At 32.4% G+C, this 15,949-nt stretch carries 17 protein-coding genes; 13 read left to right on the forward strand and 4 right to left on the reverse strand.

Annotation, left to right across the window (positions count from 1 at the left end; genetic code table 11):
- Positions 1-57: 57 nt before the first annotated feature.
- A complete protein-coding gene (locus HMPREF2597_RS00540; RefSeq protein ID WP_002478933.1) occupies positions 58-1,131 on the reverse strand; it encodes a hypothetical protein in 1,074 nt (357 codons plus the stop codon).
- 132 nt (positions 1,132-1,263) lie between these two features.
- Here HMPREF2597_RS00540 and HMPREF2597_RS00545 point away from each other — a divergent pair, with 132 nt between their 5' ends.
- Positions 1,264-1,995, forward strand: coding sequence for a metallophosphoesterase family protein (locus tag HMPREF2597_RS00545; RefSeq protein WP_002478934.1), 732 nt, complete (start codon positions 1,264-1,266; stop codon positions 1,993-1,995).
- A gap of 53 nt (positions 1,996-2,048) precedes the next feature.
- On the opposite strand, the gene czrB is transcribed toward HMPREF2597_RS00545, so the two are convergent.
- Entirely contained in the window at positions 2,049-3,017 is a 969-nt protein-coding gene (czrB, locus tag HMPREF2597_RS00550; RefSeq protein ID WP_002461286.1) for a CDF family zinc efflux transporter CzrB, read from the reverse strand.
- Positions 3,010-3,333, reverse strand: a complete 324-nt coding sequence (locus HMPREF2597_RS00555) for an ArsR/SmtB family transcription factor (RefSeq protein WP_002461285.1) — start codon at positions 3,331-3,333, stop codon at positions 3,010-3,012. The genes czrB and HMPREF2597_RS00555 overlap by 8 nt, the downstream gene beginning before the upstream one ends.
- A gap of 154 nt (positions 3,334-3,487) precedes the next feature.
- Here HMPREF2597_RS00555 and HMPREF2597_RS00560 point away from each other — a divergent pair, with 154 nt between their 5' ends.
- From HMPREF2597_RS00560 to HMPREF2597_RS00585, 6 genes are all read left to right on the forward strand, one after another.
- Entirely contained in the window at positions 3,488-4,147 is a 660-nt protein-coding gene (locus tag HMPREF2597_RS00560; RefSeq protein WP_002492363.1) for an SDR family oxidoreductase, read from the forward strand.
- Positions 4,148-4,432: 285 nt separating this feature from the next.
- Positions 4,433-5,371, forward strand: coding sequence for a type I phosphomannose isomerase catalytic subunit (locus tag HMPREF2597_RS00565; RefSeq protein ID WP_002478936.1), 939 nt, complete (start codon positions 4,433-4,435; stop codon positions 5,369-5,371).
- A gap of 39 nt (positions 5,372-5,410) precedes the next feature.
- The gene (locus HMPREF2597_RS00570; protein WP_002478937.1) at positions 5,411-5,644 is read left to right on the forward strand and encodes a hypothetical protein; all 234 of its coding nucleotides are present in this window, start codon (positions 5,411-5,413) and stop codon (positions 5,642-5,644) included.
- 249 nt (positions 5,645-5,893) lie between these two features.
- Positions 5,894-7,270, forward strand: coding sequence for an EVE domain-containing protein (locus tag HMPREF2597_RS00575; RefSeq protein WP_002478938.1), 1,377 nt, complete (start codon positions 5,894-5,896; stop codon positions 7,268-7,270).
- Between the two features lie 250 nt (positions 7,271-7,520).
- Positions 7,521-7,931 carry a thiol-disulfide oxidoreductase DCC family protein gene (locus HMPREF2597_RS00580; protein WP_002478939.1) on the forward strand — a complete coding sequence of 137 codons (411 nt, stop codon included), beginning with the start codon at positions 7,521-7,523 and terminating at the stop codon, positions 7,929-7,931.
- A gap of 200 nt (positions 7,932-8,131) precedes the next feature.
- A complete protein-coding gene (locus HMPREF2597_RS00585; RefSeq protein ID WP_002478940.1) occupies positions 8,132-8,578 on the forward strand; it encodes a Dps family protein in 447 nt (148 codons plus the stop codon).
- A 77-nt stretch (positions 8,579-8,655) separates the two neighbouring features.
- Here HMPREF2597_RS00585 and deoD read toward each other — a convergent pair whose 3' ends face one another.
- The gene (gene deoD / locus HMPREF2597_RS00590; RefSeq protein ID WP_002461274.1) at positions 8,656-9,366 is read right to left on the reverse strand and encodes a purine-nucleoside phosphorylase; all 711 of its coding nucleotides are present in this window, start codon (positions 9,364-9,366) and stop codon (positions 8,656-8,658) included.
- A gap of 178 nt (positions 9,367-9,544) precedes the next feature.
- Between deoD and deoC the strand changes: the two genes are divergently transcribed.
- The 6 genes from deoC (at position 9,545) to feoB (ending at position 15,941) form a co-directional block, all read left to right on the forward strand.
- Positions 9,545-10,204, forward strand: coding sequence for a deoxyribose-phosphate aldolase (gene deoC / locus HMPREF2597_RS00595; RefSeq protein WP_002478941.1), 660 nt, complete (start codon positions 9,545-9,547; stop codon positions 10,202-10,204).
- A 60-nt stretch (positions 10,205-10,264) separates the two neighbouring features.
- Positions 10,265-11,566 carry a pyrimidine-nucleoside phosphorylase gene (locus HMPREF2597_RS00600; RefSeq protein WP_070817107.1) on the forward strand — a complete coding sequence of 434 codons (1,302 nt, stop codon included), beginning with the start codon at positions 10,265-10,267 and terminating at the stop codon, positions 11,564-11,566.
- Positions 11,567-11,576: 10 nt separating this feature from the next.
- The gene (deoB, locus tag HMPREF2597_RS00605; RefSeq protein ID WP_002461270.1) at positions 11,577-12,764 is read left to right on the forward strand and encodes a phosphopentomutase; all 1,188 of its coding nucleotides are present in this window, start codon (positions 11,577-11,579) and stop codon (positions 12,762-12,764) included.
- The gene (locus HMPREF2597_RS00610) at positions 12,764-13,114 is read left to right on the forward strand and encodes a DoxX family protein (RefSeq protein ID WP_002461269.1); all 351 of its coding nucleotides are present in this window, start codon (positions 12,764-12,766) and stop codon (positions 13,112-13,114) included. Before deoB ends, HMPREF2597_RS00610 begins: the two co-directional genes overlap by 1 nt.
- Before the next feature lie 595 nt (positions 13,115-13,709).
- Positions 13,710-13,937: a FeoA family protein gene (locus tag HMPREF2597_RS00615; RefSeq protein WP_037540521.1), complete on the forward strand. Its 228-nt coding sequence runs from the start codon at positions 13,710-13,712 to the stop codon at positions 13,935-13,937.
- A gap of 9 nt (positions 13,938-13,946) precedes the next feature.
- On the forward strand, positions 13,947-15,941 hold the full coding sequence (gene feoB, locus HMPREF2597_RS00620; protein WP_002478944.1) for a ferrous iron transport protein B: 1,995 nt from the start codon (positions 13,947-13,949) through the stop codon (positions 15,939-15,941).
- Positions 15,942-15,949 lie beyond the last annotated feature (8 nt).

The raw sequence follows: 15,949 nt of genomic DNA on the forward strand, positions 1-15,949 counted from the left end.
CTAATTGAAAATGATCTTACTGCTGTTTTTTTAGGGCTTTATGTCCCAGCCTGTATTTTATTTTTGACGTTCATCAATCGATGTGTGTATTTGTTCGTCAGTTGGTTTAGTCGTGCGTGTTTCTGTAGATGTTGTATTATTAGAAGCTAAATCATTATCATCTTGTGAATTTAATGATTCGGATTTGTGCTTTTTGCTACTTTTTTTATCCTTTTTACTTTGAGACACATTGACTGGTTCTCCGTTGCGAATAAAGTATTGAACAACACCTAAAGTATTTAAGTAATGTATTATAATAGTGATAATTGCCACTAGTATGATTATAGCAATATGAATGTTATAAGCCAGTGTTTGTGACATATTTTGTAATAAATAGATATCCAACGATGATATAAGTGATATGATGAGTGCGATTAAGTTAATCAATAACACACCTACAAAAAATTTAAACCACGTTTTTTGTCCATTCGCAATTCCTTTAAAACCGTCTTCTAATGAGGCAATAGCTGTTTTATTACGGTCTTGAGTAAATTGTACAGTACTGTTTATCATAGGTATTAATACAATCCACAATAGAATTGAAATAATAAATGAAACAAAAACAAATGTTACAATTTGAATAATCAATAACGTATTTTGACTCTGAATTTCTAAAGGTTTAATTAATTCTCCAACAATTTTGAAGAGATATTTTAAAAGAAATGCATGTATCCAAGTTAAAGCGATATATAGTATTAAACTGATGATACCGAGTAAAATACTAGAAATGTATTTGCCACCTTTAAATGAAACAAGTAAATCTGAAAAGCCAAATTTTTGCTTTTTAATAGATTTTGATATGACATTAATAGAACCAGCTAGTAGTTGATATCCAACAAGAAGGAATATAATCGCTATAACAACCAAAACAATGATATTAATCGTCTGTAATTGCTCCTGTAATTGTTGAGGATCAACATTACCTTTTTGTATCAAAGTCTCTTGCATGTCATTACTAACTTTACTTAGATATAGTTTTGGAAGAAATTGACAAAGCACAAAGAGAATTAACACATTGATCATTGCAAAAACAAATGTTAACAACCAATGTGACTTTGTATTTTTGATTGCTAATTTATGAAATTTAAACAAAATGAAGCACTCCTTTACGTTAATATAAATACAATATCAAAATTCGAAAAAATTTTAAATGAATATCTAACATATTATGACATTAAGTGTTAGAATATGCTAATAAATGAACTAATGAAAGGAGATATCATCATGAAAATTGCAATTATAACCGATGTGCATGGAAATTATGATGCGCTAGAAACTGTTTTGGATGATATTGATCGTAGAGAAGATGTTGATAAAATTATAAACTTAGGTGACAATATTGGAATTGGTCACGAGACAAACAAAGTATTAGACAGCATCTTTGAACGTGAAGACATGGAGATGATTGCAGGCAATCATGATGAAGCGGTGATGTCAATAGTTAATGGCACACCTTATCCGGAAGACTTAAAAGATAAATTTTATGAACATCATCAGTGGATTGAAAGTCATCTTGACGAAGAATATCATGAGGTATTAAATCAGCTTCCACGATTTATTGAACAAACCATCTGTGGTAAAAAAATGCTATTTATTCATTATGAAATTGATAATAGTAAATTAAATACTACAATCGATGGACAACCTTTTAGTCCTATAGTTGAACCAAGTGCACAAAATATGTCAACGCTTTTCCAAGATAAAGATGCTGATGTGATTGTTTTTGGACATAATCATACGTTACATTTATTTGATGATAAGAAGAAACTGTACTTTAATCCAGGCTCTGTTGGTCTTAATAATGGTGCTTATGCCGTATATGGCATTCTGACAATTACTGATAGTGAATTCTCGGTGGAAAGAATCAAATTACCTTATGATAATGAAGAATTTCTTTTAGGATTTAGTGAAAAGCATGTTCCAGCAAAACAATTAATATTTGATAAATTTCTTTAAAAAATAAAGCTATCGTAGTTCCTAGTAAAGAAAGGATACGATAGCTTTTCAATTTAATGCTGGTGTACGTGAGCATGTGAATGATGAAGTCCTGTACATAATGTGGACGTGTCATGTTTATGTTTAGGTGTTTCTAACTGTATGGTCATGTGATGAACATTTAAATGTGATAAGTCATGTTCGATACGTTCGAGTAGTAATTCACATTGCTCTACAGTAAGGGCTTCACTTACTACGGCATGGCAGCTCAATGCATTCATATCATTTGAAATCGTCCAAACATGATAATCGTGAACATTTTGAACTTGACCATGTTGTGTAATAGTTTGAATTATTGCTTCTAAATCAACATCTGTTGGTGTTCCTTCCATCAAGATATTAAGCGATGATTTGGTAATGCCGAAAGCACTTTTTAAAATTAATAGTGAAACAATAATACTTGCTATAGGATCAGCCAGTGTAAAATCAAATAACCATATTAGGATAGCAGCAACGATAGCACCTAATGAGCCCAGTAAATCACCAAGCACATGAATAAAGGCACCACGCATATTTAAATTATGATGCGTATCACCACTTTTAAACATAATTGCTGCGACAATGATATTAACAAGTAATCCCATTACACTGATAACAAACATTTCAGTTGACTGTACTTCTGGTGGTGCGAAGAAACGTTTAATTGCTTCTATAATAATGAGTGCACTTATAATAAATAGAGTTACACCATTAAATAATGCCGCTAACACTTCAAAACGTTTATAGCCAAAGGTTTTTGATGTTGTAGCATTTTTTTCTGCATAGATAAAAGCAATAAGTGCTATGCCTAGTGAGACGGTATCACTGAACATATGGATTCCATCTGAGAGCAAAGCTAAGCTATTAGCGAGATAACCTCCGATAATTTCAATCAACATAAATGAGCCAATGATTAAAAACGAAATAAGTAATACTTTTTTGTTATTTGTGTGTACATGACCGTGGACATGGTCATGATGATGTTGATGTGTGTGATTAGTCATGATAAGATCCACCTTCTTTTGGATGATTTGCATGATGAATGGCTTGTTTTAACAACGTAGCGACATGTTGGTCATCAAGAGAATAAATCATAGATTGACCAGCTCGCTTGGCCTTAACAAGATGAGTTTGCTTCAACAATTTTAATTGATGAGAAACATTAGATTGGCTCATATTTAGCGTATGTGAAATATGGCCAACACTTGCTTCACCTTCTTGAAGTAATTCCATAATTCGAATACGATTTATATCACTTAATGCTTTAAAAATTTGGGTTACACGAGTAAGCGTATCGAAATCAGAACGATGTGATGGCATATGAGTCATATCCTTTCTGTATTTATGAATATATGTTCATATATTAATATAACTTTTTCTCATTGTTTGGTCAACTCATTCAAGAAAGTTAATGTTTGCCAGTTAAATGTAAGTGGTAAAATACAAATTAGCATTTCAAAAGGAGGACGTTATTATGGCTATTTTATTAATTGGTGCAAACGGTGGCGTTGGTAGTCAACTAGTTAAACAATTTAAAGCACAAAATGAAGATTTTACAGCCGGTGTTCGAAAAGAAGAACAAGTTTCTAAATTACAAGATGAAGGAATTCAAGCAATACAAATTGATGTTGAAAAAGATGATATTGATACGTTAATACAAACGTTTAAACAATTTGATACTATCATTTTCTCAGTAGGTAGTGGTGGTAGTACAGGAGCAGATAAAACCATTATTGTCGACTTAGACGGTGCAATAAAAACAATGATTGCTAGTAAAGAAGCAAAAATAAATCATTATGTAATGGTCTCAACATATGATTCACGTCGTCAAGCATTCGATGCTTCGGGTGATTTAAAGCCATATACTATAGCTAAGCATTATGCAGATCATTACTTAAGAGCATCAGGTCTAAACTATACAATCGTCCATCCTGGTGTGTTGACCAATGATGCTGGCACAGGACAGATTGATGCAGGTTTATATTTTGAAGGTAAAAATGCTATTCCTAGAGAAGATGTTGCGCGCGTGCTTAACGAAGTATCGACAAGTAATCAATATATGAATCAAGAATTTCAAATTATTGCAGGTGATAAATCGATTACCGAAGCGTTAGCTAGCTATAGACAGAAATAATTAACAAGTTAAATCAAATAATAAGAAGCTGGTCATATATTCACTCATGATACCAGCTTCTTTTTTTATAAAAGCATGATTACATTTTGCATTTATATTGTATTTTGCATGAAAAAGTAAAGCGCTTGCAATATTGTAAATAACGCAATTACTGTCAAATGTGATACAATCACTAGTGTTAAGTTAGCTATGTTATTATAAACTTAAGTAACGATAATAAATTTGAACTTTAAATGGCTAAATTAGCTTTTATAATAGACATAAATTTTGAAGAGGGGGGCTATGATGCCACTATTTTTAGAGCCAATATTTCACGAAAAGATTTGGGGTGGTGATAAACTCGAATCATTCGGTTATCACCTACCAGACAAACCAATAGGTGAATGTTGGTGTATCTCAGCTCACTCAAATGGTAAAAGTAAAATCTTAAATGGACAATATGCTGGTCAAACATTAGACCAAGTATGGACAGAGCATCGAGAATTATTTGGTGATTTTCCCAGTAAAGAATTCCCATTATTATGTAAAATAGTTGATGCAACGGCCCCGTTATCTATTCATGTGCACCCGGGAGATTCATATGCATATGAACATGAAAATGGACAATATGGTAAATCTGAATGTTTATATATTATTGAAGCAGCTGAACAGGCTGAGATTGTCTTAGGTACGACGGCACAATCACGAGCAGAAATGGCACAGGCTATAGAAGAACAACAAGTGGAAAGTATATTAAAACGTGTTCCTGTGCAAGCTGGTGAATTCTATTTTATTCCTGCAGGTACATTACACTCAATTAGCGCTGGCGTGTTAGCCTATGAAACGATGCAAAATTCAGATATATCGTATAGAATATATGATTTTAAACGTCATCGTCCTAATCAAACAACGCCTTTTCTTAATATAAATAGGGCCTTGGATGTTATAGAATACGGAATTGAAGTACCGAAATTAGTGCCTGAAAGTGAAATTATAGAGAATCATAAATGTTCACATATTGTATCCAGTGATTTCTTTACAATGGTAAAATGGGAAATTTCAGGTACTTTAAACTACATGAAGCCGAGAGAATTTTGTCTAGTATCGGTACTTGACGGTGAAGGCCAGATGATTACTGATGGAGAAATTTATAGAATTCAAAAAGGAAGCCATTTTATATTGACTTCAGAAGATTTAGATAGTGTATTTGAAGGGGATTTCACATTGATTATTAGCTATCTATAAAGAAATTAGTCTGTTTCTTGAATATTGGGAGGTATAAATTTGAAGCAATTTTTATACATTTCATTAGTTTGTGGTGTTATTGCTGGTGCAGGTATCTTTTTTAATCTGCCACATTATCCTACACGACTTATTCCTCAATTTATTGCGTTGATAGGTGTCATCAGTGCAATATTAACATTAAAAGATCATAAAACAAGTGGATTGTTATCATTAGGGGGTGTAATGATAAATTTAATGCCGCTTCTAGCAAGTATTGTGGGTGTTCAGCAATAATAGGAACCAAATAGCAATTAGATGATGAATACTACATCTAAGTAGAAAATATTATAAGAGAAAGTCATAAGCATATAGGCTAGTGATTTTCTCTTTTTTAAAATATGGTATTGAATTTTATGTTATATCTAATTGCTAATTTTTATGAAATTACACAAGATTTTTACGTGAAGTATGATAAAATGAAAAGAAATCATAAGAGAAAGTTATTTTTTCTCACAATGAATAATTAGGGTTAGGAGTTTCATAATGACTGAAGCAGTAAATTACTTTTGGCTAAATTGTGGCTATACAAGATGGAATCATAATGAACCATTAATTGGACAAACGACATTATTTGAATCAGGAGCTCAATTTAATCCTTCTCAAGGTTTTAGAGCATTTAAAAAAGCAGAAATTGGCGACAAAGTGATATTTTACCAAGTTCAAACAGATACTGGTTTATTAGGATTAGGTGAAATCACTAGCGTTCAAACAGGCGCTCAAAATAAAATTCGAGTCACTTTTCGATTTGATGAGCTACTAAAACCATTAACGATTGACTTTTTAAAACGCAGTGAAGCATTAGATTATAGAATGAATAATATGAAAGAAACTTTATTTAATCAACTAACTAAAGAGGAATTTGATCTTATTGTCGCCTTAGGACAAGGCCAAGAAAAATTACCACGCTATTTCTTTTTAGCTGAGTCAGAAGCGTTTGAACCTGGGGAAATTTATACAATATATACACATACCTATAATGGTATTAAACGAAATGGTTACCATTTTTATAATCAATTAGAAGTTGGTGACAACCTAGTATTTTATAATAGAAATAAAAATCAAGCTGTCATTGGTATTGGAGAAGTGACTAAGCATATTCATGAAAAGCCACCCATACCTGGTAGAACGAATAGCACCGCAATCGAAGTGCGCTATGATAAAAATATAACACCAGTGACATTAAGCCAATTAAATAAACATCCAAAGTTAAAGAATTTATATTTTTTACAAGAAAATACGAAACAGGCAATTGCTAGTATGTCTCAAACTCAATATGATGCCATTATTGATATGAGCAAAAATGATGGTGTAAATAAGCCATTTGAGACGATTAATCAACCTGTACATAGCGAACAAACTAAAGATGAAGCGCTTAAACCATTTATCTTACTTGTTGTAGGGCAACATGACGAAGGATTAAAAGCAGCAAATGAATTATTAGATAAGACCAATGCTAATCCAGTCATAACAACTGGACACCCTGATTTTTCTGAAGAAATGTTGTATGGTAAATACTTACCAAATGAAGCAGGTGCATTATATTATCGTGAAGGATTTATTACACATTTAATGCCTAAAAACGATAAAAGTTATTTAGTCATTGATAATTTTAACCGTGTTGATCCAGATATTTTTCAAACGTATATCAATGTGTTGGAAGGCTATGAAGTGACATTGCCACGATATAATAAAGATGGACAAATGATTATATGGTCACGCCAGAAAGATTCATTTTATCATTTTAATCCTAATTGGCATATTATTGGTATTACTTATGATGATATTGATGTAATTAAAGAGAAATATTCAGCTCAATTTTTAAAATATACACGCATTGTTAAAGTAAAACAAGATAAATAAAGTAGTCTTGTTCATGATATAACCTTTTGAAAATATTTTAAGTAGTGACAGTAAAAATAAGATAAAGCTATTCCTTTATGGAATAAGCCTTACAATACAAAATATTGAAATAAATGGAGCCACACTATGACAAAGTAGTGTGGCTCTTAAACTGCAATAATTGATTTTGCCTGTTTCTTAAATGTGTTTTAAGTTGTTTAGCTTGCAACCGAAGAGGAAATAGTAATAATAAAAGTAAGGATGTGAATTTATGCCAATTATTTATTATGATGGAAACTGTGTATATTGCTATAATTACGCAATATGGTTAATACAACATGGTTTATCTAAAAAATATCAATTTGCTACGCTTCAAGGTGAGATAGGGCAACATTTATTCAAACAACATCCAGAAGCACAGCATCAAAATAGTGTTATTCTGCAAGAAGGCCATCATCTTGAGTATCATTCGACTGCAATAGCGACGTTAATTACATCATTAACAACGTTTAAATGGTTAGGGATATTACTAAAATTGGTTCCAAAACCACTTAGAGATTGTGGCTATCATCTTTTTGCGAATAATAGGGATAAAATGTGGAAAACAAAATGGCATCGACCAACATCTTATGAAAAGTCGTTTTTCCTAGATGATAATCAACATGTAAAGTTGATTAATTGAAAATGATTTTCAATTAAGGGATAATAAGAATAACATATAGCTGAAAATAAGCTTATTCAAAGGTTAGGTATATGAATAAATCTTCAATTTGTTTATAATAATTATAAATAAGAGTGTTATTTTGCTTTACAGATTAGAATTATTATAATATAATGATAACATCATTACGATGATATAAGTTAAAAGGAGCGATGAATAATATGGCAAATCAACAAGATGTAGTAAAAGAATTAAATCAACAAGTTGCAAACTGGACGGTGGCTTATACTAAATTACACAATTTCCACTGGTATGTTAAAGGACCAAATTTCTTTTCATTGCATGTTAAATTTGAAGAATTATATAATGAAGCAAGTCAATATGTTGATGATTTAGCTGAACGTATTTTAGCGGTAGGCGGTCATCCTGTAGGAACGTTAAAAGAATGTTTAGATATGTCGATTGTTGAAGAAGCAGGTTTAAATTATTCTGCAGAAGAAATGGTCGAAGCATTTTCTAAAGATTTAACAAATATTTCACAACAACTTGAACAAGCTATTCAAGTGGCTGGAGAAGCTGAAGATGACGTATCAGAAGATATGTTTATCGGCATGCAAACTTCAGTAGATAAACATAACTGGATGTTTAAATCTTATTTAAGTAAATAAATTTAACCATATAATAAACCTTGATATTGTATTACACATGTGATTTTACTAGTGTAATTACAATATCAAGGCTTTTTTTATTCTGCAATTTCTAATGCGACTTCCATCATTTGTGTAAATGAATTTTGTCTTTCTTCCGCAGTTGTTTCTTCTTGTTTGATAATATGGTCGCTTACTGTAAAAATACCTAAAGCTTTTTTACCAGCATAAGTTGCATTAAGGTATAAAGCTGCTGACTCCATTTCGATACCTAAAATACCCATTCTTTTCCATTGATCATTGAAGTGTGGGTTCGCATTGTAAAATGTATCAGACGATAAGATATTACCAACGTGCGAAACTGCACCAAGTTCGTCTGCTTTCTGTTTAGCTTTAGTGATTAAGTCAAAATCAGCAATTGGTGCGAAGTGACCAGGAATTTGATATTGGTCTACATAATTAGAATTTGTTGAAGCGGCTTGTGCAATGATAATGTCATATAAATTGACATTTTCTTGTAGTGCGCCACAAGACCCAATACGAATAATCGTATCTACATTGAAGAAATGGTACAACTCATATGAATATATACCTATACTTGGAATCCCCATACCAGATCCCATAACAGAAATTTCTTTACCTTTATAAGTACCTGTATATCCAAACATATTTCTTACTTCATTAAATTGCACTACATTATCTAAGAAGTTTTCTGCTATGTATTTTGCTCTTAATGGATCGCCAGGCATAAGTACTGTTTTGGCGATTTTATGTTCTTTAGGTTGAATATGTGGTGTACCTTTAGACATTTGTTATCTCTCCTCGACTTTCATTCTTAACATAAAGATAACATTTGTTTAACTTTTTTGCGAATTTTTGTACTATAGAAGGGAAGGACAAAATGCCTATTTTTAAAGTTTAAACCATGCTACGAAAACTTTATCGTAGGCGCAAATATTAAACAACAATTTATAGGAGGGCGTTTTAATGGATTATGCAAAATATATAGATCATACCTTATTAAAACCAGAATCAACAAAGGCACAAATTGATAAGTTAATCAAAGAGGCTAAAACATATCACTTTAAATCAGTTTGTGTAAATCCAACTCAAGTGAAGTATGCGGCAGAACAATTACGAGATTCAGATGTATTAGTATGTACCGTGGTTGGCTTTCCATTAGGTGCGAGTACTACAGCAACAAAAACATTTGAAACAGAAGATGCAATAAAAAATGGTGCTTCTGAAATTGACATGGTTATCAATATTGGCGCATTAAAAGATGGGCGTTATGATGATGTGAAAAAAGATATTGAAGGTGTTGTTGGTGCAGCTAATGGGATTTTAGTTAAAGTTATCATTGAAACAATATTATTAACTGATGATGAAAAGGTCAAAGCTTGTGAGATTGCGCGAGCTGCTGGTGCTGATTTTGTTAAAACATCTACTGGTTTTGCTGGTGGTGCCACCGCAGAGGATGTGGCATTGATGAAGCAAACGGTTGGTAATGAGTTACAAGTTAAAGCTTCAGGTGGGGTACGAAACTTAGCTGATTTCAAAAAAATGATTGAAGCTGGTGCAACTCGAATTGGAGCGAGTGCGGGTGTTGAAATAATAGAAGGTCTTGAGGCTAACACCGATTACTAATGCCATAATCGCATTATCATAAAAAAGCAAACTAGTCGCTTATTGAAAGGGGATATGGCTATGAGAATGGTCGATATTATAGAAAAGAAACGCGATGGGAAAGAATTAACAACGGATGAGATTAACTTTTTTATTGAGGGCTATACAAAGGGAGATATTCCAGATTATCAAGCTGCAAGTTTAGCAATGGCTATTTTTTTTCAAGATATGACAGAACAAGAACGTGCAGCGTTAACGCTAGCAATGGTACATTCTGGTGATGTGATTGATTTATCCCAAATTAATGGGGTAAAAGTTGACAAACATTCTACAGGTGGCGTAGGCGATACAACAACGCTTGTTTTAGCACCTCTTGTGGCTGCAGTTGGTGTGCCAGTTGCAAAAATGAGTGGGCGTGGCTTAGGTCATACTGGCGGCACAATTGATAAATTAGAATCAGTTGAAGGGTTTCATGTTGAGATCAGTGAAGATGAGTTTATTAAATTGGTCAACGAAGATCGAGTTGCTGTAATTGGACAAACGGGTAACTTAACGCCGGCAGACAAAAAGCTATATGCTTTAAGAGATGTGACAGGGACAGTAAACTCTATTCCATTAATCGCGTCTTCGATAATGAGTAAAAAAATTGCTGCAGGTGCAGATGCAATTGTGCTTGATGTTAAAACAGGTAGCGGTGCATTTATGAAAACATTAGAAGATGCTGAACAACTTGCGCATGCCATGGTATCCATCGGCAATCATGTTGGCAGAAAGACGATGGCTATCATTTCAGATATGAGTCAACCGTTAGGCAACGCAATTGGTAATGCTTTAGAATTGCGAGAAGCTATTGAAACATTGAATGGACACGGACCTGAAGATTTAACAGAACTCGTGTTGACGCTTGGTTCTCAAATGGTAGTTTTAGGCCAGCAAGCTGATACATTAGAAGAAGCGCGACGAAAATTAAAACAAGCAATTCAAGATGGAACAGCATTAGCGAAATTCAAGCAGTTTATTGCTAACCAAGGTGGCGATTCACATATCGTAGATCACCCGGAATTATTACCACAAGCGCAATATAAAATAGAATTGCCAGCACAGAAAACAGGAACAATAACTGAGATGATTGCCAATGATATTGGTATTGCATCAATGATGTTAGATGCTGGTCGTCAGACGAAAGAAGATACAATCGATTTAGGAGTCGGTATAGTATTAAACAAAAAAGTTGGAGACACTGTCAAAGAGGGTGAACCATTATTAACGATTTATAGTAATCAGCCAGATATATTTGATGTAAAGGCTAAACTTTATGATAGTATAGCCATTCAAGATACAGGTCATAAACCAACATTAATTCATAAAATTATTACTGAGTAGGAGTGTTAAAATGATAACGCCTTTTAAACGTATACATCTTATTGTAATGGATTCAGTAGGCATTGGAGAAGCACCAGATGCAGCAGCCTTTAATGATGAAGGTGCACACACGCTTAAACATACATTAGAGGGATTTAAGGAATCATTACCTAATTTAGAACGACTTGGCTTAGGTAATATTACTGACTTGCCTGTAGTGCATAAAGTAGATCATCCTGAGGCTTTTTATACGAAGTTAAGTGAAGCATCTGTCGGTAAAGATACTATGACAGGACATTGGGAAATGATGGGCTTGAATATCATGCAACCATTTAAAGTTTATCCTAATGGTTTTCCAGAAGAATTGATTAAACAAATTGAAGAGATGACAGGACGTAAAGTGGTAGCGAATAAACCTGCTTCTGGTACGGCAATCATTGATGAACTTGGTGAACATCAAATGAAGACGGGTGATTTAATCGTTTATACAAGTGCTGACCCAGTATTACAAATTGCTGCACATGAAGATATTATACCGCTTGAAGAATTATATGATATTTGTGAAAAGGTAAGAGAGATAACAAAGGATCCAAAATATTTAATTGGACGTGTTATTGCCCGACCATATGTAGGAGAACCAGGTAACTTTACAAGAACATCAAATCGTCATGATTATGCATTGAAACCTTTTGGACACACGGTTATGAATGAATTAAAAGACAATGGTTACGATGTTATCGCTATTGGAAAGATTAATGACATTTTTGATGGGGAAGGTGTTACAGAGGCGATTCGCACTAAAAGTAATATGGACGGAATGGATCAATTGATAAATGTTACTCAAAAAGCATTTAATGGCATGAGCTTTTTAAATTTAGTTGATTTTGATGCTTTATATGGTCACCGACGTGATAAAGAAGGTTATGCACAAGCAATCAAAGATTTTGATAATCGTTTACCTGAATTGATTGCAAACTTGGATGAAGATGATTTGGTCATCATTACTGCTGACCATGGTAATGACCCGATTGCACCTGGGACAGATCATACGCGAGAGTATATTCCAGTATTAATGTATAGTCCTAAAATCAATCATGGTCATGAATTATCAAGTGACGAGACATTTAGTTCAATTGGTGCTACAATAGCAGATAATTTCAACGTAGAACTACCAAAATTCGGTAAAAGCTATTTAAAAGAAATGGGAGTGGAACATTAATGAAATTATTTAGATATTTGCTTGGTTTAGCATTTGGCACAGCAGGAGTCTTACATTTTACAAATGAACGTCAGTTTAGAAATATTGTGCCACATTACTTACCATTACGAAAAACTGCTGTACTTGTTACAGGAGTTTTTGAAATCTTTTTTGGTATGATGCTATTAATTAAAAGACCAGCAGAATGGTTGAAAAAAGGTATGAATTTATTTTTATTAGCAGTATTACCAGCAAATATTTATATGGCACGTAAAGAATTACCTTTAGGCGATAAAGAAGTGCCTAAGTGGGCACTATACTTGAGATTACCTTTACAATTTGTATTAATAGGATTAATTAAAAAGTTATAAGAAAGAGTTATAATACGAATTTAAGATATAGATTTATCTGACACTAGTAACACAGGCTGTGACATAAATTCCAAAATAATAGCACAAAGATGATTTGAAATTGTATATCATCTTTGTGCTTTATCTATTTTCTCTAATTTTTCTTTATTTGAAAAGGATTATTCAAGCATTTTTTTAAATCTGTTGAAAGTAATCTTTAGTTAGCAATTTGAATAGATAAACTAACAAATCCTACTTATCATAAAGTATTTATAAAAGTTGTACGATGAACCATTACATTGTCAAAGAGTTCATTTACAGGGATGGATTCAAATCGTCGCTTCTCCAATAATTGATAAAACGCATCGATAACGCTTTTTTAGTTTTTGTTACTCTTAAGTCTTGTTCCTTCATAATATAACCTCTCTCATCGGCACTGTAAGTTTAAACGATATCGTTGATAGAAAATGATCGTAATTAAGAAGAATTTAAAATTTATAGCAGTTCTATAAATCGACACAAATAGTTTTTGTAGATATTGTTTTTAATAAAAATTAGTCATATAATTTTCTTAATGATAATGATTATTAATTAATATTTAGAAAGTGTGAGTATTTTGTTGAATTTAAAGACTGGGATAAAAAATAAAAATTACAAAGTTAAAAGTATAAGTATATGTAATAAAAATATGTTATATCGATTAAGTGCATTAGGTATAAAAAAAGGCAGTGAAGTGTGTATTAAACGAAAATGCTTATTTAATGGACCAAGTATTATTGAAGTAAATGGTCAATTTTTGTGCATTAGACAATCTGACGCCAGAAACATTACATTAGAGGAGTAGGTTATATATATGGGCGAAAGTTTTTGTATTTTAGGAAATCCAAATGTAGGAAAGACGTCATTGTTTAATGCATTAACAGGGTCTTATGAATACGTAGGTAACTGGAGTGGTGTAACTGTTGAAAAAAAGGTAGGTAAATTAAAAGAAAACATAGGGCAGCTTATTGATTTACCTGGCATTTATGATTTATCTCCAGTTTCTAAAGATGAGACTGTAGTAACAGATTTTTTAATGGAATCTTCTTTTACAGGTATGATTAATATCATTGATACTAGCCAAATAAAAAGAAATTTGAACCTTACTATTCAATTGTTAGAACTTAATGCACCTTTAATTATTGGTTTAAACATGATTGACGTAGCAGTGCAACATGGTCTTAAAGTCAGATATGATACTTTAATGAAAAAATTAAAAGTACCTGTTTTTCCGATTGTAGCGAGAAAAGCTAAAGGGACTAATGAACTTTTACATGAATTGAAATTTTTAAAACCTGATAAAAGACAACAATTTAAAATTAACTATGGTCATGATATAGAAGATGCTATTGAAAAAATAAGTTCAATTATCTTAAAAGAGACAGAATATCCTAAAGAACGAATACGTTTTATAGCGATACAATATTTACTTGATAATAATCAAATTTATCAGGAAATAGGTTCTGAAATGATTAATTGTTTAGAACCAATAAAAAAAGAATTAGAAAAAAATTTGAATATGCGTGTACGTGAACGTATGGAATTGATTAGAGATAAATTTATAGATGATATCTTAAAAAATGTTGTCGAATATCCTAAAGAAGAAAAGCAATTTTTTACTGCTAAGTTAGATAAAATATTGATGAATAAGTATTTAGGGATACCCATATTTTTAGGCATTATATGGCTCATTTTTCAAATCACATTTACTTGGGTAGGTACGCCTTTATCCGACAAAATGGATGATTTCATTGGTGGGCAATTTACCGACTGGGTAAAGATGATGATGCAATACTTACACTTGTTGCCATTTCTACAAGATTTAATCACAGACGGTATTATTGCAGGTGTCGGCTCAGTGCTTGTGTTTGTTCCTCAGATCGTGGTATTATTCTTCTTTATTTCTTTGCTTGAAGATTCGGGTTATATGGCAAGAATAGCTGTTTTAATGGATAAGACAATGGAATCAATAGGGCTAAGTGGTAAGTCATTTATTCCTATGATTATTGGATTTGGCTGTAATGTACCAAGCATTATGGCTGCACGTAGTATTGAAAATGAAAAAGAACGGCTGATAACAATTTTAATAGCTCCCTTCATGTCTTGTTCAGCACGTTTGCCAATATATGCATTGTTTGTGGGAGTATTCTTTAAAACTTATCAATCTCTCATAGTTTTAAGTTTATACTTGCTTGGGATTTTAGTTGCTTTAATAGTTAGTACTATTATGAATCGATTTATTTTGAAAAACGATAGTTCAGTATTTATTGTTGAGCTACCAACTTATCGTGTACCTTCTATTAGAACTTTATGGCGTAGCACTTGGGAAAAGGCAAAAGGCTTTGTAAAAAAAGCAGGGACATTTATATTTGCTGGCTCAGTAATCATATGGGCATTAACATATACAGGACCTAATGGATTTGATGTAAAAATTAATCAAAGCTTTATGCATATAATAGGAGAAGCAATAGCTCCTATACTTTCACCTTTGGGATTTGGTACGTGGCAAGCAGGTGCCACTTTGATACCAGGATTTTTAGCGAAAGAAGTCATAATCAGTTCAATGGCGATACTTTATTCCTCAAATGAGAATGGGCTTGTTAACGTAATTCAACATCAATTCACATCCTTATCAGCCTATGCTTTTATGATATTTATACTATTATATGTTCCATGTATTTCGACAGTAGCTACAATAAGAAAAGAAACATGTTCATGGAAATGGACACTCATTGCATTATTTTACCCAATAGTTACAGCATATCTTTTAACATTGGCATTTTATCAAATAAGTAATCTTTTTATATAAGGACGATT

Source organism: Staphylococcus sp. HMSC063A07 (genome assembly GCF_001836955.1).
Taxonomy (GTDB): Bacteria; Bacillota; Bacilli; order Staphylococcales; family Staphylococcaceae; genus Staphylococcus; species Staphylococcus lugdunensis.